The organism is Klebsiella sp. D-Nf1, assembly GCF_002810515.1.
Lineage (GTDB): Bacteria > Pseudomonadota > Gammaproteobacteria > Enterobacterales > Enterobacteriaceae > Klebsiella > Klebsiella variicola.
In genome coordinates this window covers 195,893-213,649 of sequence record NZ_PIOK01000001.1, presented here as the reverse complement: position 1 = coordinate 213,649, position 17,757 = coordinate 195,893, and the positions used below count along the sequence as shown (strand labels likewise).

At 58.1% G+C, this 17,757-nt stretch carries 15 protein-coding genes; 2 read left to right on the top strand and 13 right to left on the bottom strand.

Features of this window, described 5'->3' with window-relative positions:
• Window positions 1-33: 33 nt before the first annotated feature.
• The gene (elyC, locus tag CWM54_RS00980; protein WP_061155173.1) at window positions 34-813 is read left to right on the top strand and encodes an envelope biogenesis factor ElyC; all 780 of its coding nucleotides are present in this window, start codon (window positions 34-36) and stop codon (window positions 811-813) included.
• Here the strand turns inward: elyC and CWM54_RS00975 are convergent.
• The 13 genes from CWM54_RS00975 to CWM54_RS00915 form a co-directional block, all read right to left on the bottom strand.
• Window positions 790-1,683, bottom strand: a complete 894-nt coding sequence (locus CWM54_RS00975; protein WP_100631479.1) for a YcbJ family phosphotransferase — start codon at window positions 1,681-1,683, stop codon at window positions 790-792. The two genes, elyC and CWM54_RS00975, sit on opposite strands and share 24 nt — an antisense overlap.
• Window positions 1,684-1,821: 138 nt before the next feature.
• Entirely contained in the window at window positions 1,822-2,568 is a 747-nt protein-coding gene (gene kdsB / locus CWM54_RS00970; RefSeq protein WP_100695670.1) for a 3-deoxy-manno-octulosonate cytidylyltransferase, read from the bottom strand.
• Window positions 2,565-2,747, bottom strand: coding sequence for a protein YcaR (ycaR, locus tag CWM54_RS00965; protein WP_004201390.1), 183 nt, complete (start codon window positions 2,745-2,747; stop codon window positions 2,565-2,567). The genes kdsB and ycaR overlap by 4 nt, the downstream gene beginning before the upstream one ends.
• A 63-nt stretch (window positions 2,748-2,810) precedes the next feature.
• The gene (locus CWM54_RS00960) at window positions 2,811-4,040 is read right to left on the bottom strand and encodes a winged helix-turn-helix domain-containing protein (RefSeq protein ID WP_100695668.1); all 1,230 of its coding nucleotides are present in this window, start codon (window positions 4,038-4,040) and stop codon (window positions 2,811-2,813) included.
• Between the two features lie 54 nt (window positions 4,041-4,094).
• On the bottom strand, window positions 4,095-5,075 hold the full coding sequence (gene lpxK / locus CWM54_RS00955) for a tetraacyldisaccharide 4'-kinase (RefSeq protein WP_100681542.1): 981 nt from the start codon (window positions 5,073-5,075) through the stop codon (window positions 4,095-4,097).
• Window positions 5,072-6,820 carry a lipid A ABC transporter ATP-binding protein/permease MsbA gene (gene msbA, locus CWM54_RS00950; RefSeq protein WP_061155178.1) on the bottom strand — a complete coding sequence of 583 codons (1,749 nt, stop codon included), beginning with the start codon at window positions 6,818-6,820 and terminating at the stop codon, window positions 5,072-5,074. The genes lpxK and msbA overlap by 4 nt, the downstream gene beginning before the upstream one ends.
• A 36-nt stretch (window positions 6,821-6,856) precedes the next feature.
• Window positions 6,857-9,121 (bottom strand): ComEC family protein, encoded by a 2,265-nt coding sequence (locus CWM54_RS00945; RefSeq protein ID WP_100695666.1) that lies wholly within the window; start codon window positions 9,119-9,121, stop codon window positions 6,857-6,859.
• A 205-nt stretch (window positions 9,122-9,326) separates the two neighbouring features.
• Complete coding sequence (gene ihfB / locus CWM54_RS00940; RefSeq protein WP_004100704.1) at window positions 9,327-9,614, bottom strand: integration host factor subunit beta; 288 nt, start codon at window positions 9,612-9,614, stop codon at window positions 9,327-9,329.
• Between the two features lie 151 nt (window positions 9,615-9,765).
• Window positions 9,766-11,439 (bottom strand): 30S ribosomal protein S1, encoded by a 1,674-nt coding sequence (gene rpsA, locus CWM54_RS00935; RefSeq protein ID WP_061155180.1) that lies wholly within the window; start codon window positions 11,437-11,439, stop codon window positions 9,766-9,768.
• 133 nt (window positions 11,440-11,572) lie between these two features.
• On the bottom strand, window positions 11,573-12,256 hold the full coding sequence (gene cmk / locus CWM54_RS00930) for a (d)CMP kinase (protein ID WP_012542319.1): 684 nt from the start codon (window positions 12,254-12,256) through the stop codon (window positions 11,573-11,575).
• A gap of 174 nt (window positions 12,257-12,430) precedes the next feature.
• A complete protein-coding gene (gene aroA / locus CWM54_RS00925) occupies window positions 12,431-13,714 on the bottom strand; it encodes a 3-phosphoshikimate 1-carboxyvinyltransferase (protein WP_100681544.1) in 1,284 nt (427 codons plus the stop codon).
• A 73-nt stretch (window positions 13,715-13,787) separates the two neighbouring features.
• Window positions 13,788-14,876: a 3-phosphoserine/phosphohydroxythreonine transaminase gene (gene serC / locus CWM54_RS00920; protein ID WP_100681545.1), complete on the bottom strand. Its 1,089-nt coding sequence runs from the start codon at window positions 14,874-14,876 to the stop codon at window positions 13,788-13,790.
• Window positions 14,877-15,064: 188 nt separating this feature from the next.
• Window positions 15,065-15,757: a DUF421 domain-containing protein gene (locus tag CWM54_RS00915; protein WP_100695664.1), complete on the bottom strand. Its 693-nt coding sequence runs from the start codon at window positions 15,755-15,757 to the stop codon at window positions 15,065-15,067.
• A 116-nt stretch (window positions 15,758-15,873) separates the two neighbouring features.
• Here CWM54_RS00915 and ycaO point away from each other — a divergent pair, with 116 nt between their 5' ends.
• On the top strand, window positions 15,874-17,634 hold the full coding sequence (gene ycaO, locus CWM54_RS00910; protein WP_100676031.1) for a 30S ribosomal protein S12 methylthiotransferase accessory factor YcaO: 1,761 nt from the start codon (window positions 15,874-15,876) through the stop codon (window positions 17,632-17,634).
• Window positions 17,635-17,757: the final 123 nt, after the last annotated feature.

The window sequence follows — 17,757 nt, the reverse complement described above, 5'->3', positions numbered from 1 at the left end:
TTGGTTATATGGTTAAAAAAGGAACCATCTGGCATGCTTTTCACGCTAAAAAAGATCGTCGGCGGTCTGCTGTTGCCGCTTCCCGCCCTGCTGTTGCTGATCGGGATCGGGATCGCGCTGTTATGGTTCAGCCGCTTTCAACGTACCGGAAAGCTATGCGTGAGCCTCGGCTGGTTGCTGCTGGCGCTGCTGAGCCTGCAGCCCGTCGCCGACAGCCTGTTGAAACCGATTGAAGATAGCTACCCCACCTGGCGCGGCGAGCAGCCGGTGAGCTACGTGGTGGTGTTGGGCGGCGGCTATACCTGGAATCCAGAGTGGGCGCCAAGCTCTAATCTTATCAATAACAGCCTGCCGCGCCTGACGGAGGGTATCCGCCTTTGGCATGAGCATCCCGGGTCGAAAATGATCTTCACTGGCGCGGCGGCAAAAACGAATCCCGTCAGCACGGCAGAAGCTGGGGCGAGAGTGGCCGAGAGCCTCGGCGTACCGCGCAGCGATATCATTGTGCTCGATCGGCCGAAAGATACAGAAGAGGAAGCGCAGGCGGTGAAGCGCGCCATCGGCGATGCCCCCTTCCTGCTGGTCACTTCGGCGTCACACCTGCCACGGGCGATGATTTTCTTTCGTCATGCCGGTCTGGATCCCCTGCCCGCGCCGGCAAATCAGTTAGCGGTGACCTCGCCGCTTAATCCGTGGGAGCGAGCCATCCCCTCCCCGGTATGGCTGATGCACAGCGACCGGGTCGGCTATGAAACCCTCGGTCGCGTCTGGCAATGGCTGAAAGGTGGCTCAGGCGAGCCAGGGCAGGAGTGATTTTTTTGCGAGGTCGAAACGGGTGCGATCAAAGCGCCCGGTATTGACCAGGCTATCCACCTCATCCCACAGCAGATAGAGCCAGCGCCGCCAGACAAAGGCTTCTGAAACCGGCGCCTGCTGCAGGTAGCGCCACAGCAGCTGCTCGGCCTGACCGCCTTCTGCAAGGCGGAACAGTTCATACTCGCGTGGCGCCCATAGCATCATCCCCGGCCCCACCATCGCCAGCAGCTGATCGCTGCGTGGGTCTTTCAGCATACTGCGCAGGGTGAAATTGCCGTGTACCAGCACGGCATTGTCATTGAAATCGCGGAACAGCTCTGGAAGGCACTCGCGGGAGCGAAACAAAATGCGCTTATCCTGCATCGTCAGGCCGGTATCCTGATACAGGTTCAGAGTGCTCCACAGCATCTCTACCCGCTGGCGGTACCAGTTCGACCACAGATTGTCCTGGGTATTGTCGACCATCCCTACGCAACCGCCGCTGTCCTGACGATGCCAGGCGAGCAGCGCCTCGACGATTTGCTCCTGCAGTTGCTCCCAGCGGGCCGGCGTACGCGTGGGGGCCTCCACCGGAACACCGCGCAGGCGCTCAAGCAGCAGCACATCCGGCCCGGGATGCTCTTCATGCGTCATCACGCCGTAAACCACCGGCATGCGCACTGTACCACTGCGCGCGAGAGTGGAGATCTTCCATGCCAGTTGCCGCGCCACACCGGGCGTGGTGAAACTGCGCGCCAGCAGCGGCATCGGGTTTCCCTGCGCATCATACAGGGACCACAGCGCCGTAGCGGCTTTTTCACTGATACACTCCACCCGGCTCAGCTTTTCGCCAAGCAGGTGACTGAGTTCGGTTCGCAACTGTTCCATTGTCGATTACCCCTATGAACACTACTGGTTTCATAATGAGCGCCCGCACCTGGGTTGTCATCGAATAAGATCAAAAAGGGGTAAAAAAAGCGAAAAACCGGCGGGGATATCCCCCCCCTGTAAGGAGGGGACAGGGGATTAACGCAGCTCAGCGCGGACGCGCTCCAGATCTTCCGGGGTATCGACGCCGATGCCTGGTACTTCTGCTGCAACGGCAACATGGATTTTCTCACCATACCACAGGACCCGCAGCTGCTCGAGCATTTCAATCTGCTCCAGCGGGCTCGGCGCCCAGCTGACATAGCGGCGAATAAAGCCGGCGCGGTAGCCATAAATGCCGATATGACGCAGCAGGGAATCACCGATAGCGTCCCGGGAGTGGGCAAAGCGATCGCGATCCCACGGAATGGTGGCGCGTGAAAAATAGAGCGCATAGCCCTGGGCATCCATCACCACTTTGACCGCATTCGGATTAAACGCCTCTTCCGCGTCGTGGATCGGCACCGCCAGCGTCGCCATTCCGCAGGCGCTGGACGCCAGATTCTCGGCCACCTGGCGGACGATTGCCGGGGGGATCATCGGCTCATCGCCCTGAATATTGACGATGATAGTGTCATCGCTGAATGCGCACTTCTCCACCACTTCCGCCAGCCGTTCGGTGCCGGACTGGTGATCGGCACGGGTCATGCACACTTCACCACCCGCCGCTTCAACGGCGCTGGCCACGTCCGGATGATCGGTGGCGACAATGATCCGATCCGCCCCGGACTCGCGCGCGCGCTCCAGCACATGAACAATCATCGGCTTGCCATTAATGTCCTGCAGTGGTTTTCCCGGCAGGCGCGTGGAGGCGAAACGCGCAGGAATAATAACCACGAAACTCATGAGTGACTCTCTTCTACCGCCAGCGGACGCGCCTCTGTCTCCAGCAGCACAGGGATACCATCGCGCAGCGGAAACGCCAGACTATCAAGTTTGCAAATAAGTTCTTGCTTATCCTGACTGTAATACAGCTTACCGTTACAGACCGGGCAGGCGATGATTTCAAGTAAACGGTGATCCATGTTTCCTCCTGATGGACCGGATAGATTTCTCAGCAGCATATCACAGGAAGGTCGGCGCCGGGATCAATCGGCGTCGATTTCCCACCCCTGCTCATGACCGACAAACAGCCCTTCCGGCAGGCGCCGGCACAAGATCCGTTCCGCCGATTGCCAGCGCGCGAAGTCATTAATCGCCCGGCGCAGCCCCTGCTCAAGGCCACGGGTGATCTTCACCCCCTCCTCCAGCCACAGGGAGAAGATCTCCAGCTCCTGGCTTTTGCGATGTATTTTACTGTCCATCCGCCCAACCAGCTTGCCCTGGTGCAGCAGGGGCAGTACGAAGTAGCCATACTGCCGCTTCGGTGCCGGGGTATAGCACTCCAGACGATAGCTGAAGTTGAAGAGTTGCTCCGCGCGTTTACGATCCCAAACCACCGGGTCGAAGGGAGAGAGCACAGCACTATGGCTGGCGATCAGCTTACCGCCAGGCGCTGACTCAAGCTGCGCCAGCGCGTCGCTATGCAACCACATCTCGCCGAGTGCTTCCACGTTAACCGGCACCACCAGGCCCTCTTCCTGCCAGGCAGCCAGCAGACCCGGTAGCGACAGCTGGCGCAAGCGATAGTAATCGGCCAGCCACTGGGTACGAAAGATACCGAGGCTGCGGGCGCTGTTGCGCAGCATGATGGCCTCTGCGTCTTCGCGGGATAGCGCGTCGCGTTCGTCATCCCAGTCCGGCATCACCCGCTGGGTTAAATCATACACGCGGTGAAAATTGCGCCGCTCCACCACCATCACTTCGCCGGCGGTAAACAGCCCTTCCAGATGGCGCTTATGCGGTTTCCACTCCCACCAGCCGCTGGCACCTTTGCGTGGGTGGGAAAAATCCGCCGAGCGGACCGGGCCATTTTGCCCGATGTGCGCCAGCAGCTCTGCAATACTCCCGGCATGCTCGTGCATCCACGCTCGATGATATTTCCAGCCCATATTGTCGGGATTCAACATGCGATGGCGCACCAGGGCGAAATCGCTGCGCGGCAGAAAGCAGGCTTCATGCGCCCAGTATTCCATCAGCTCGCCGCTGCGCAACGACTCATCCAGCCAGTGTTGCGGATAGCTGCCGAGGCGGCTGAACAGCACCAGGTAGGGGCTACGGGCCACCACGTTGATGGTATCGATTTGCAGCAGCGACATCTGCTGGATGGTGGAAAGGATGTCATTCTGGCGAGCGCGACGCCGGGGCCTTTTTAACAACCCCTGCGCCGCGAGATGGAGGTGGCGCGCCTCGTTAAGCGAAAATTGCAATACCGACATGCAGGTTCTCCGTCAGGAATTCCAGCACAGCGGCGAGCAAAGCCGGCGCGATGGTTAACGTTGCGCCAACGTCGCTAAGTCCGCAAGCAACCGCTGTGCGCGTTCATCGGCCATTATGGCGTCGACCGGTAAATACCACCAGTTCGCGGCGGCGAAATCGCGACATTTCACGGCATCTTTCTCGGTCATCAGCAGCGTCTGATCGGCGGTCGCCAGGGCGACGACATCGGCCTGGCTCAACGCCTGATGGTCCGCCAGCGCCACGGTTTTGACCGGCTGGATGCCGCAGCTTTCGAGGGTGGCGAAGAAGCGCGGCGGATGGCCGATGCCGGCCATCGCCACCACGTTCTTGAAGGTGGAGACATCGCGACGTTCGCCGGTGAGCAGGTTAACCGCCCTTCCGGGACGCAGCTGCATCGGGATCTCCCCCGGACGCGGCACACCGCCGTTAACGATAACCGCGTCAACGCTTTGCAAGCGCGAGGCCCGCTCGCGCATCGGCCCGGCAGGCAACCACCAGCCGTTGCCAAAGCGACGCACACCGTCGATGACGACAATTTCTCTGTCCCGCGCGAGCTTATAGTGCTGCAACCCGTCGTCGGTCACGATAATCTGCAGATCATGCGCGCTGAGCAGCGCTTTCACCGCGTCGCTGCGCAGCGGAGAAACCGCCACCGGCGCGCCAGTGCGCTGATGAATTAACACCGGCTCATCACCCGCCTGCGCCGTACTGGTCCGGTCAGTTAATACCAGCGGGTAGCGGTCGGCTTTACCGCCGTAGCCGCGAGAGACCACCCCCACGCGAATACCGCGCTGCTGCAGTTGCTCCACCAGCCAGATCACCACCGGGGTTTTACCATTGCCGCCGGCCGTGAGATTACCGACCACCACCACCGGCACCGGCGCGCGCCAGGCTTTTTTCCACCCCAGCTGATAGCTGAGGCGAATAACCGCGCTCACCAGGCCATACAGCCAGGAGAGCGGCAGCAGCAGGCGCCACAGCGGCGATTCCCCGGACCAGATGCGCGCGATCATTCGCCGAATTGCATCTTATGCAGCTGGGCGTACACGCCTTTATGCTCCAGCAGATCGTGGTGGGTTCCGCGCTCCACAATCCGCCCGTCTTCAACCACCACGATTTCATCCGCCTGTTCAATGGTCGACAGACGGTGGGCGATAACCAGCGAGGTGCGGTTCTTCTGCAGCTCATCCAGCGCCGCCTGAATGGCACGCTCGGACTCGGTATCCAGCGCCGAGGTAGCTTCATCAAGGATCAGGATCGGGCTGTTACGCAGCAGCGCACGGGCGATAGCAATACGCTGGCGCTGACCACCGGACAGCATTACGCCATTCTCGCCGATGATCGTATCCAGACCATTGTCCATCTTGTTGATGAAATCCATGGCGTAGGCCATTCGCGCGGCCTCTTCAATCTGCTCGCGGCTGTACTCTTCGGTACGCGCATAGGCAATGTTGTTGGCGACGGTATCGTTGAACAGATGCACGTTCTGTGACACCAGCGCCACCTGATCGCGCAGCGAGCTCAGCTTGTACTCGCGCAGGTCGTGACCATCCAGCAGGATCTGGCCGTCGTCAACATCGTAGAAGCGGGTGATCAGGCTGGCGATGGTCGATTTACCCGACCCGGAGCGCCCCACCAGCGCGACCGTTTTCCCTTCCGGGATATCGAGATTGATATTGCGCAGCGCGGCCACTTCGCGACCCGGATAGGTGAATGTGACGTTTTCAAACTTGAGATTGCCTTTCGCCCGCTCAATGACCCGCGTACCTTCGTCTTTTTCCTGCTCGGAATCGAGGATCGCAAACAGCGTCTGGCACGCGGCCATCCCGCGCTGGAACTGGGCATTGACGTTGGTCAGCGACTTCAGCGGGCGCATCAGCGCAATCATCGAGGAGAAGACCACGGTAATGGTCCCGGCAGTCAGGGTGTCCATCACGCTCGGGAAGCTGGCGGCATACAGGACAAAGGCCAGCGCCAGCGATGCGATAAGCTGAATGATCGGGTCAGAGATAGACGAGGCTGACACCATCTTCATCCCCTGCAGGCGCATTTTATTGCTGACCTTATCAAAACGTTTGGTTTCCACTTCCTGGCCACCAAACATCAGCACTTCTTTGTGACCCTTCAGCATCTGCTCGGCGCTGGTGGTGACCTGCCCCATCGTGTTCTGCATATTCTTACTGATATTGCGAAAACGCTTGGAGACCACGCGGATCGCCACCGACACAATCGGCGCCAGTACGATCAGGATCAGCGACAGCTGCCAGCTGTAATAGAACATCATCACGAACAGGCCGATAATCGATGCCCCTTCGCGGACCACGGTGATCAAGGCACTGGAAGAGGATGAGGCGACCTGCTCAGAATCATAGGTAATGCGCGACAGCAGCGTCCCGGTAGACTGCTTGTCAAAGAAGGACACCGGCATGCCCATCATATGGCCGAACAGGCGACGACGCATGGTCATCACGACTTTGCCGGAAACCCAGGAGATACAATAGCTCGAGATGTAGCTGGTGATCCCACGCAGCACCATCAGCCCGATAACCACCAGCGGCATCCATAGCAGCACTGAGCGATCCGTTTTACCAAAACCATCATCCAATAACGGTTTAAGAAGCGATAACATGAAGGTGTCACTGCCCGCGTTAAGCACTAACGCCACCGCCGCGACGATTAGCCCGGTTTTAAACGGCGCGATAATCGGCCAAAGTCGGCGGAAGGTCTGCCACGTGGAGAGATCTTTATCGTTCTGCATTCAATAAACCAGCTTGTGTTGAAATAGCCGCATATTCTACCCGTTATCGGCGGGCGCGCCAAACCACTGATGATACCAACGAGGTAAAACTTGATCCCGTAAGCTGTGGATTTGCCACCCTTCTGCGGAAAAAACCACCGTTATCTGTCCCTGCTGCGGCGTGGCTAACCAGCGATACCCCTGCTGGCGGTAGCGCTGAACCACCTTGTGCGAAGGCATCCGCCATGCATTGTAGCGCGAAGCAGAAGCCAGCGCGGCCGCGCCATCTACCCGGCGGACCAGCAGCTCGCTGGACGAGGTGTTGCTACCGTGGTGCGGAACCTGGATAAGTGTAGACGTCAGATGCTGCCAGTAACGGCTGATCATCGCCTGCTCTGCCTGACGTTCAATATCGCCGGTGAGCAGGATGCTGGAGCGACCATCATCCACCTTCACCACGCAGGAGTGATTATTACCCTTTGCCGTGCTGCCCGGCAGCGGCCACAGGGCCTGGAAGTTGAGTCCCTGCCATTGCCAGCGCTCGCCGCGATGACACGGCAGATGACGCGCCCAGCTTAAAGGGCTGCGCACCCACGCCTGCGGCCATGCCTGCAGCACTGAATCAAGGCCGCCGCGATGATCGAGATGTTCGTGGCTTAGCACAATGCCCTGCAGCTGCAGATGATGCCAGCGCAGCCACGGGATAATCACCTGCTGACCGCTGTCGCCCTGCGGCCATGCAGGCCCGGTATCATACAGGAGCGCCTTGCCGTGACGCTCGATCACCATCGCCAGCCCCTGCCCGACATCCAGCATCGTCACCCGCCATTCGTCTGCGGGAATTTGCCTCCAGAAGGGCCGCATCAGCAAAAGCAGTACACTCAGACACAGGGCCGGGAAATGCCGCCAGCTCTGAAAACGCCAGCCCATCACCAGCAGCCACGGCAGGCTACTGATCCAGAGCCAGCGGGCGTCAAGAGGCAGCCAGCCGTCCGGTAAATGTCGTAATCCCCAGAACAGCAGCGCCAGCACGCGATCGGCCGCCAGCCAGAGCAGCGACTCCACCATCCCCGGTCCCGTGAGATGCAGCAGCATCGCGCCGAGAATAAGCGGCACCGCCAGCAGGGTCACCAGGGGTACCGCCAGCAAATTGGCGGCCATGGACGTCAGGCTGACTCCATGGAAAAGCAGGAGCTGGAGCGGCACCAGCAGCAGCGTCACGCCAGCCTGCAAATGAACGAGGGCGAACAGTGCTTTCCACGGCCAGCGCCAGCGGCCGACAGGAAGCGGTACCCACTGAAACCAGAAGATCAGCCCCGCCACGGCGAAGGCGGATAGCCACAGGCTTTGCGACAGCACCGCCAGCGGGTCGGCAACGAGTATCGCCCCCAGACAGCAGAGCCACACCTGCCACGCCGTCCAGCGCTGCCCCGACAAGCGTAAGGCGTAGCACACGCCCAACCCTACGCAAGTCCGCAGCGCCGGCGGCTGCATGCCGGTCAGCCAGCCGTAACCGACGGCGCCGGCCAGCCCGGCCAGCAGCGGCAACCGCCAGCCGATCCAGCGACCCGGGAGAATATACTGCACGCCGCGCAGCATGAGCACGATAAGGGAAGCCGCGAGGGCGATATGGAGACCGGAGATAGCCATCAGATGAGAGGTGCCCGTGTTCTGCATCAGGACTTTAATCGCCGTCGGCAGGGCCAGCCGCTCCCCCATCCCCAGTCCCAGCATCACCGGATGCCAGGGATAAGTCTGCAGCCGTCGGGTCAGCGACGCCAGATAGCGGGCGCGCAGGCTGCAGCGGGGATCCAGCGCGGAAGCTGCGACAATTCCCCCGCTCAGCGGCCGGTGCTGCGCCAGCGCATAACGCTGGCTGTCGAACCCCCCATCATTGAGCTGCCCGTGCACCGGGCGCAGGCGCAGCGTCATCAGCCAGTGCTGACCCGCACAGGCGGGCGCAGGTGCAAGTTCCCCGTACAGCGTCACGCCGACCGGGGGAAACAGGTAGCGACCCGCCAGCCGCACAATCTGACCACGATGCAGGGCCTGGCCATCCGTCTCGCTGAGGATCACTTCCGCCTGCCGGGTGGCGCCGGAGAGGCGCTGCGCAGGCCACAGCGCCTGATGTCCGCTCAATACTCCCCAGACCATCAGCAGAAGCGTCATCGCCACACAGGCCATGGCCGTTCCATGCAGGCGGGTCAACAGCAACGCCATGAAGCACGCGCCTGCCAAAATGCGCGGACCCGGCAAGGCGGGTAACCAGAGTAGCGGCAGCATACCGATGATGGCGCATCCGGCAAGCCATGGTAGACGCATAAACACCTCCCTGTGAGCAGGCAGTGTTACGCAAAGCAACGGGGGCGTCCTGCCGCCGAATTCAGGCTTGCGCAGCGCGTTCCGGACATTCACATCTGTTGCAGTCAGGCACAGTTTTTTTGCGAAGCAGGAGGTAAATCGCGGGCACAAAAAAAGCACCCGAAGGTGCTTTTTTTATCGTCAGGCAGGTTGCACGTCGTGCAACTTACTCTTCATAAATATTGGCGCGGTCACGTAATTCTTTCCCGGGCTTAAAGTGCGGAACGTACTTACCTTCCAGTTCGACTTTATCACCAGTTTTCGGGTTACGTCCGGTGCGAGGTGCTCGATAGTGCAGAGAGAAGCTGCCGAAACCGCGGATTTCAATGCGCTCACCTTGAGCAAGCGTTGAGGCCATATGTTCCAGCATTTCTTTAACAGCATCTTCCACCGCTTTCGCCGGAATGTGAGATTGCTGGCTGGCAAGTCTTTCAATCAATTCTGACTTGGTCATTATTCCTCCGGTTTCCTTCAAGGCAAAAATTAGCTAACAGCTTAAACAAGGGCGGCCGTAGCCGCCCTTTGTGCTTGATTACAGGACGAATCCTGCAATCTGTCAAGTAAACTCGTCACTATTCAGGTTGTTATTACCTGAATGACAAAGATTACTCGCCTTTCGCTGCTTTGAACGCTTCAGCCATGGCGTTGTTGGAGAAGTTCGCGTCTTCCTGCTTGTTCACGGTAGCGATAGCGTCTTTTTCATCCGCTTCGTCTTTCGCACGTACAGACAGGCTCACTACGCGGTTCTTACGATCCACGCCGGTGAATTTCGCTTCAACTTCGTCGCCAACGCTCAGAACCAGAGTTGCGTCTTCAACGCGGTCACGGGATGCTTCAGAAGCACGCAGGTAACCTTCTACGCCGTCAGCCAGTTCTACGGTTGCGCCTTTAGCGTCAACTGCAGTCACTTTACCAACAACGATAGCGCCTTTCTTGTTCAGAGCAACGTAGTTGTTGAACGGATCTTCCGCGAGCTGTTTCACGCCCAGGGAGATACGCTCACGCTCTGCGTCAACCTGCAGAACAACTGCTGCGATTTCGTCGCCTTTCTTGTATTCACGAACTGCTTCTTCGCCTGCAACGTTCCAGGAGATGTCAGACAGGTGAACCAGGCCGTCGATGCCGCCGTCCAGGCCGATGAAGATACCGAAGTCAGTGATAGACTTGATTTTACCTTCAACACGGTCGCCCTTGTTGTGGGTTTCCGCGAACTGCTGCCATGGGTTAGATTTGCACTGCTTCAGACCCAGGGAGATACGACGACGCTCTTCGTCGATATCCAGAACCATCACTTCCACTACGTCGCCAACGTTAACAACTTTGGACGGGTGGATGTTTTTGTTGGTCCAATCCATTTCGGAAACGTGAACCAGGCCTTCAACGCCTTCTTCGATTTCAACGAAGCAGCCGTAGTCGGTCAGGTTGGTCACGCGACCGGTCAGTTTGGTACCTTCCGGATAACGTTTAGCGATAGCTACCCACGGATCTTCGCCCAGCTGTTTCAGGCCCAGGGATACACGGGTACGCTCGCGGTCGAACTTCAGCACTTTAACAGTGATTTCGTCGCCAACGTTTACGATTTCGCTCGGATGCTTAACGCGTTTCCAGGCCATATCGGTGATGTGCAGCAGGCCGTCAACGCCGCCCAGATCAACGAATGCACCGTAGTCAGTGAGGTTCTTAACGATACCTTTGACTTCCATGCCTTCCTGCAGGTTTTCCAGCAGCTGATCGCGCTCTGCGCTGTTTTCGGATTCGATAACGGCACGACGAGAAACAACAACGTTGTTACGCTTCTGGTCCAGCTTGATGACTTTGAACTCAAGCTCTTTGCCTTCCAGGTGCAGCGTGTCGCGCACCGGACGAACGTCTACCAGGGAACCCGGCAGGAACGCACGAATACCGTTCAGCTCAACAGTGAAGCCACCTTTAACTTTGCCGTTGATAACACCGGTAACAGTTTCAGCGTCTTCGTAAGCTTTTTCCAGCGTGATCCAAGCTTCGTGACGTTTAGCTTTCTCACGGGACAGCAGAGTTTCACCGAAGCCGTCTTCTACTGCATCCAGAGCAACGTCAACTTCGTCACCAACCTGGATTTCCAGCTCGCCCTGGGCGTTTTTGAACTGCTCAGCCGGGATGGCGGACTCAGATTTCAGACCGGCGTCAACCAGTACTACGTCTTTGTCGATAGCAACAACAACACCACGAACGATGGAACCCGGGCGGGTTTCGATTTCTTTTAAGGATTCTTCAAACAGTTGAGCAAAAGATTCAGTCATGTTTAATCTTCAGGTTAATATTAACGTCCACCTGGCTCCGTGCCGGATGGGGTTGTTTCACATACCCGCTGACCATCCATTGCCGCGGGGTACTGCTATAATTCGGAGGCTTCGGCGCGTTACCGGCTAAGGCTTACGCAACGGCCAATTTTTCGCGCGCATATTGTAGCGCTTTTTCAATCACTTGCTCAATGTTTAGTTCTGTTGAATCGAGAACTAATGCATCGGCAGCCGGGACAAGCGGCGCCACGGCACGATTTCGGTCGCGATCGTCACGCTCTTTTATCTCGGACAAAAGACGTTCAAAGTTAACATCAAAGCCCTTTTCCTGCAACTGCCGCATACGGCGATGCGCCCGTTCATCGGCAGAGGCATCAAGGAAAATTTTGACCGGTGCGTCCGGGAAAACCACCGTGCCCATATCGCGCCCGTCGGCGATGAGCCCGGGCAGTTCACGGAAAGCACGCTGGCGGCGCAGCAGCGCTTCGCGAACGCGTGGGAAAGCGGCCACTTTCGAGGCGGCATTGGCGACCTCCTGAGTGCGAATTTCGCCGCTGACATCTTCCCCTTCCAGCACCACTTCCAGGGTGCCGTCAGTAGAAATAAAGCGCACGTCAAGATGGGCCGCCAGGGGCACCAGCGCCTCTTCGGACTCTACGTCAACATGATGATGCAGCGCCGCCAGCGCCAGAACGCGGTAGATCGCGCCTGAATCTAACAGATGCCAGCCCAGCGCTTCCGCCATTGCCTTGCACAACGTACCTTTACCCGCACCGCCAGGCCCATCAATGGTGATTACCGGAATATTCGCCGTCATCTTTTTCTCCTTCAGCAAGGCGCATGGAATATAAACGCCGCGCATTATACGCATCAATACGCCGGAAAGTGAGCATTGCTTGTAAATTACGGACTACAGGAAATGAAAAGCAGAAGTTTTGCGCAATTATAGCGGGCTGACAGGACATCAGCCCGCGGGATGACAAAGTTTTACTCAGGCGAGGGTACTGATCCGCGCCAATTGCTCAAAATAGTCCGGGAACGTTTTGGCAGTACATTTGGGATCAAGGATGGTCACCGGCGTATCAGACAGCGCCACCAGCGAGAAGCACATCGCCATCCGGTGGTCGTTATAGGTGCCGATTTCAGCATACTTCAACTTCGCCGGCGGGGTGATGCGAATATAATCTTCCCCCTCTTCCACCTCGGCGCCCACTTTACGCAACTCGGTCGCCATGGCGAAGAGACGGTCCGTCTCTTTGACACGCCAGTTGTAGATATTGCGCAGCGTAGTGGTCCCTTGCGCGAACAGCGCGGCGGTGGCGATAGTCATCGCCGCGTCCGGGATATGGTTCATATCCATATCGATAGCCTTGAGCTCGCCGTGGGTGCAGGCGATGAAATCGTCGCCCCAGGTCACGGTGGCGCCCATTTTTTCCAGTACGTCGGCGAAACGAATATCGCCCTGTACGCTGCCGCGGCCGATACCGGTGACTTTTACCGTGCCGCCCTTAATGGCGCCAGCGGCGAGGAAATACGAGGCCGAGGAAGCATCGCCTTCCACCAGGTAATCCCCTGGTGACTGATAGTGTTGCTTGCCGCGCACCACAAAACGCTGATAAGACTGATTGTCCACCTCAACGCCGAAGGTTTTCATCAGGTGCAGTGTAATGTCGATGTAGGGTTTCGACACCAGATCGCCCTTAATGGCGATCACGGTATCCTGCGGTGCCAGCGGCGCGGTCATCAGCAGCGCGGTCAGGAACTGACTGGAGACGCTGCCGTCAACCTCGACATTGCCCCCCTGAAAACCGCCGCGCAGGCGCAGCGGTGGATAATTTTCCTGCTCAAGATAGTCGATCTGAGCGCCGCCCTGACGCAGGGCATCCACCAGATGGCCGATCGGGCGCTCTTTCATCCGCGGCTCGCCGGTCAGCACAATATCGTTGCTGCCAAGGCACAGGGCCGCAGCCAGTGGGCGCATCGCGGTACCGGCGTTGCCGAGGAACAGTTCCAGCGCCGCAGTAGAGCGCAGCGGACCACCGTTGCCAGTCACTTCGCAGCGGGTGCGGTCAGCAGACAGGGTGTAATGAACTCCCAGCGCACTCAGGGCATTCAGCATATGGCGCACATCGTCGCTGTCCAGCAGGTTGGTCAGCACCGTCGTGCCGCGGGCCAGGGCGGCCAGCAGCAGCGCGCGGTTGGAGACGCTTTTCGAACCTGGCAGGTTCACGGTGCCCTCTACGCGTGCGATGGGTTGTAACGTCAGGGATTCCATCAAACTTCACTCTCAAACAAACAGAATAAAAACCCCGCAGACTGGCCGCGGGGAGGAAGAAAGAAACAGGCGATTAACCGTGGCGGCGTTCGAAGTCCAGCATAAAGTCGGTTAACGCCTTCACGCCGTCCAGCGGCATCGCGTTGTAGATGGAGGCACGCATGCCGCCCACCACGCGGTGGCCCTTCAGCGCGTGCAACCCGGCGGCAAACGACTCTTCGAGGAACAGTTTGTCCAGCGCGCTGTCCGCCAGCTGGAACGGCACGTTCATGCGTGAACGGTTGGCTTGCGCCACATCGTTACGGTAGAACCCGCTGTTATCGATCACGCCATACAGCAGTTCGGCTTTCTGCTGGTTGATTTTATCCATCGCAGCGACGCCGCCCTGCTGTTTCAGCCACTTAAACACCAGACCAGCAAGATACCAGGCGAACGTCGGCGGCGTGTTAAACATTGAGTCGTTCTCACTTAACACGGTGTAGTCGAGGATCGACGGACAGGCCACGCTGGCTTTGCCCAGCAGATCTTCACGCACGATAACCAGCGTCAGCCCTGCCGGGCCAATATTTTTCTGCGCGCCGGCATAAATCACACCGTAGCGGTTGACGTCAATTTCACGGGACAGAATGGTGGAGGAGAAATCGGCCGCGACGGTGACGTCGTCGTCGAAGTTCGGCGTATCATCAATCGCGATACCGTCAATAGTTTCGTTCGGGCAGTAATGCAGATAGGCCGCGCCCGGCGTCAGCTGCCACTCGCTCATCGGCGTAACAGCCCGCTTGCCATCGACGGTGATTTTCGCGTCGATAACGTTCGGCGTGCAGTATTTCTTCGCCTCTTTGACCGCGCTGGCTGCCCAGTAGCCGGCGTCCACATAGTCAGCGACGTTTTTATCGCCGAGGATGTTCAGCGGGATCCCCGCGAACTGGCCGCGGCCGCCGCCGTGGCAGAACAAAACTTTATAGTTGGAAGGAATATTCAGCAGGGAGCGGAAGTCCTGTTCTGCCTCTTCTGCCACCTGGATAAACTCCTTACCACGGTGACTGATCTCCATGACCGACGTACCCAGACCGTGCCAGTCGCACAGTTCTTGCTGAGCCAGTTTGAGTACTTCCGCCGGCAGCATTGCCGGGCCCGAACTAAAGTTATAGACCTGAGCCATTTCCCCTCACCACGTTGCTATGTTGTTTTGCCCGCGAACCGCCGCGGGCATAAGTTATTCCTGTGGCTATCGGTTTTATCATTCAGTGACACAGTCCGCAATGGCTAAAACTCGCCAACGGTAAAACGCGGCCTCCGTCACACAACAGAATCTATCGGCTTGACGTAATAAAACCGACATATTTGCTGTCAGGTGAGCCGTTTCGCCCGGCTGGCCTTCGACCATTCTGCATTTGCGCAGCGCGGACATATTCGCTTTTCTCCCGCCTGCATCGCCATCACGATGCTGCAGCGTACGCAGGCATAGATCCCCTCCTGCGGAATGGTGGTGTAACGCGTGGTACAGTGGGTAGGCAGGATAGACAACCCCGCTCTGACCTCTTCATCGGGATAATAAAACACGCTGATCTGCCCGTTGGTTTCGAGGATCGCCAGCCGGACCTGGCCAAGCTGCTCGACGCTGTTGACCCGCAGCTCCATGAAAAATTCGAATTCGGTCATGTTTTCCGCATGCAGCTTCTCCCACGCCAGCTGCCCCTCCTCGACCACCACAATAGGTTTGCCTTCCAGCAGATCCTCCAGCTTTTCGCTGTGCCCCATCAGCCACATGATACCGCGATACAACAGCGCCAGGGTGATGAAGACCACCAGCACCGGCAGTAGCGGTACATCGTCATAAAACGCCACGTCCCCTGCCGCCGAGCCGAGGGTCAGAATTATCAGCACCTCAAATAGTGACATCTGCCGCACGCCGCGCCGTCCGGTGATTTTGAGGAAAATAAAGACCAGAACGAAGGTGTAGAGGCAACGCAGCGCCACCTCAGCAAGAAACTCCACCGGCACTTTATCGAGCGCCATCCGCTGCCAGTCAAAGGCTTTCATCTATCATCTCCCTGCGGGTCATAAGTTGCCTCTAAGCATAGCCAGATGATGGAGATAGCACCTGTCAGATAAAAGCCGTATCATTGCGCGCTTTCCGTACGACAAAAGTGATCGCCATGACCCAAACGTTTATTCCCGGCAAAGATGCCGCCCTGGAAGATTCCATCGCTCGCTTCCAGCAGAAATTGCTCGACCTCGGATTTGATATCGAAGAGGCCTCGTGGCTGAACCCGGTGCCGCACGTGTGGTCCGTTCACATTCGCGATAAAGCGTGCGCGCTGTGCTTTACCAATGGTAAAGGCGCCACCAAAAAGGCAGCCCTGGCCTCCGCGCTGGGCGAATATTTCGAGCGTCTGTCCACCAACTATTTCTTCGCCGACTTCTGGTTAGGCGACACCATCGCTAACGGCCCATTTGTTCATTACCCGAACGAAAAATGGTTCCCACTGACCGAAGACGATGAAGTACCGGAAGGTCTGCTGGATGCCCGCCTGCGCGCGTTCTACGATCCTGACGATCAACTGACCGCCGGTATGCTGGTGGATCTGCAGTCGGGGAACGATGAGCGCGGCGTGTGCGGCCTGCCCTTTACCCGCCAGTCCGACGGCGAAACCGTCTATATTCCGATGAATATCGTTGGTAACTTGTACGTATCCAACGGTATGTCAGCGGGTAACACCCCGAATGAAGCGCGCGTGCAGGGTTTGTCCGAAGTCTTTGAGCGTCACATCAAAAACCGCATCATCGCAGAGAGCATCAGCCTGCCGGAGATCCCGGCGGAAGTCATGGCGCGCTATCCTGGCGTCGTGGAGTCGATCGCTAAACTTGAAGCCGAAGGTTTCCCGATTTTTGCCTACGATGGATCGCTGGGCGGCAAATACCCGGTTATCTGCGTCGTGCTGTTTAACCCGGCTAACGGCACCTGCTTCGCCTCCTTTGGCGCCCACCCGGACTTCGGCGTGGCGCTGGAGCGTACCGTCACAGAACTGCTGCAGGGCCGCAGCCTGAAAGACCTCGACGTCTTTACACCGCCGACCTTTGATGACGAAGAAGTCGCCGAGCACGCTAACCTCGAAACCCACTTCATCGACTCCAGCGGTCTGATCTCCTGGGATATGTTCAAGCAGGATGCCGACTATCCGTTCGTTGACTGGAGTTTCTCCGGTACCACCGAAGAAGAGTTCGCCACCCTGATGGCCATCTTCAAGGCCGAAGATAAAGAAGTGTACATTGCCGACTACGAGCATCTGGGCGTTTACGCCTGCCGTATCATCGTTCCGGGAATGTCGGATATTTATCCGGCAGAAGACCTGTGGCTGGCAAACAACAGCATGGGCGCCCATCTGCGGGACACTATTCTGTCTCTGCCGGGCAGCGAGTGGGAAAAAGAAGATTATCTGGCGCTCATCGAACAAATGGACGACGAAGGCCTGGATGATTTCACCCGCGTTCGCGAACTGCTGGGCCTTGCCACCGGGAAAGACAACGGCTGGTATACCCTGCGCATCGGCGAGCTGAAAGCGATGCTGGCCCTGGCTGGCGGCGATCTGGAACAGGCGCTGATCTGGACCGAATGGACCATGGAATTCAATGCCTCTATCTTCAGCCCTGAGCGCGCAAACTACTATCGTTGCCTGCAGACCCTGCTGCTGCTGAGCCAGGAAGAGGATCGTCAGCCGCTACAGTATCTGAACGCCTTCCTCCGTATGTACGGCACTGATGCGGTCGAGGCCGCCAGCGCTGCGCTGAGCGGCGAAGCCCCGTTCTATGGCCTTCAGGCTGTCGACAGCGATCTGCAAGCCTTCCCGGCTCATCAGTCGCTGCTGAAAGCGTATGAAAAGCTGCAGCGGGCGAAAGCGGCATTCTGGGCAAAATAAGCCCTCATTGCGCTAACATGCTTGTCAACAACGGAGCCCGATGCGGCTCCGTTATTTAAACCTGGCGAGCTAGCCACTATAGTTTGTAGTTGCAAAGTTAATTAATAGTAAATATCGCACTTA

Excerpts from the sequence above, each read along its gene's own strand:
- elyC (WP_061155173.1), top strand. The coding sequence starts at position 34 with ATGCTTTTCACGCTAAAAAAGATCGTCGGCGGTCTGCTGTTGCCGCTT.
- CWM54_RS00975 (WP_100631479.1), bottom strand. The coding sequence starts at position 1,683 with ATGGAACAGTTGCGAACCGAACTCAGTCACCTGCTTGGCGAAAAGCTG.
- kdsB (WP_100695670.1), bottom strand. The coding sequence starts at position 2,568 with ATGAGTTTCGTGGTTATTATTCCTGCGCGTTTCGCCTCCACGCGCCTG.
- ycaR (WP_004201390.1), bottom strand. The coding sequence starts at position 2,747 with ATGGATCACCGTTTACTTGAAATCATCGCCTGCCCGGTCTGTAACGGT.
- CWM54_RS00960 (WP_100695668.1), bottom strand. The coding sequence starts at position 4,040 with ATGTCGGTATTGCAATTTTCGCTTAACGAGGCGCGCCACCTCCATCTC.
- lpxK (WP_100681542.1), bottom strand. The coding sequence starts at position 5,075 with ATGATCGCGCGCATCTGGTCCGGGGAATCGCCGCTGTGGCGCCTGCTG.
- msbA (WP_061155178.1), bottom strand. The coding sequence starts at position 6,820 with ATGCAGAACGATAAAGATCTCTCCACGTGGCAGACCTTCCGCCGACTT.
- CWM54_RS00945 (WP_100695666.1), bottom strand. The coding sequence starts at position 9,121 with ATGCGTCTACCATGGCTTGCCGGATGCGCCATCATCGGTATGCTGCCG.
- ihfB (WP_004100704.1), bottom strand. The coding sequence starts at position 9,614 with ATGACCAAGTCAGAATTGATTGAAAGACTTGCCAGCCAGCAATCTCAC.
- rpsA (WP_061155180.1), bottom strand. The coding sequence starts at position 11,439 with ATGACTGAATCTTTTGCTCAACTGTTTGAAGAATCCTTAAAAGAAATC.
- cmk (WP_012542319.1), bottom strand. The coding sequence starts at position 12,256 with ATGACGGCGAATATTCCGGTAATCACCATTGATGGGCCTGGCGGTGCG.
- aroA (WP_100681544.1), bottom strand. The coding sequence starts at position 13,714 with ATGGAATCCCTGACGTTACAACCCATCGCACGCGTAGAGGGCACCGTG.
- serC (WP_100681545.1), bottom strand. The coding sequence starts at position 14,876 with ATGGCTCAGGTCTATAACTTTAGTTCGGGCCCGGCAATGCTGCCGGCG.
- CWM54_RS00915 (WP_100695664.1), bottom strand. The coding sequence starts at position 15,757 with ATGAAAGCCTTTGACTGGCAGCGGATGGCGCTCGATAAAGTGCCGGTG.
- ycaO (WP_100676031.1), top strand. The coding sequence starts at position 15,874 with ATGACCCAAACGTTTATTCCCGGCAAAGATGCCGCCCTGGAAGATTCC.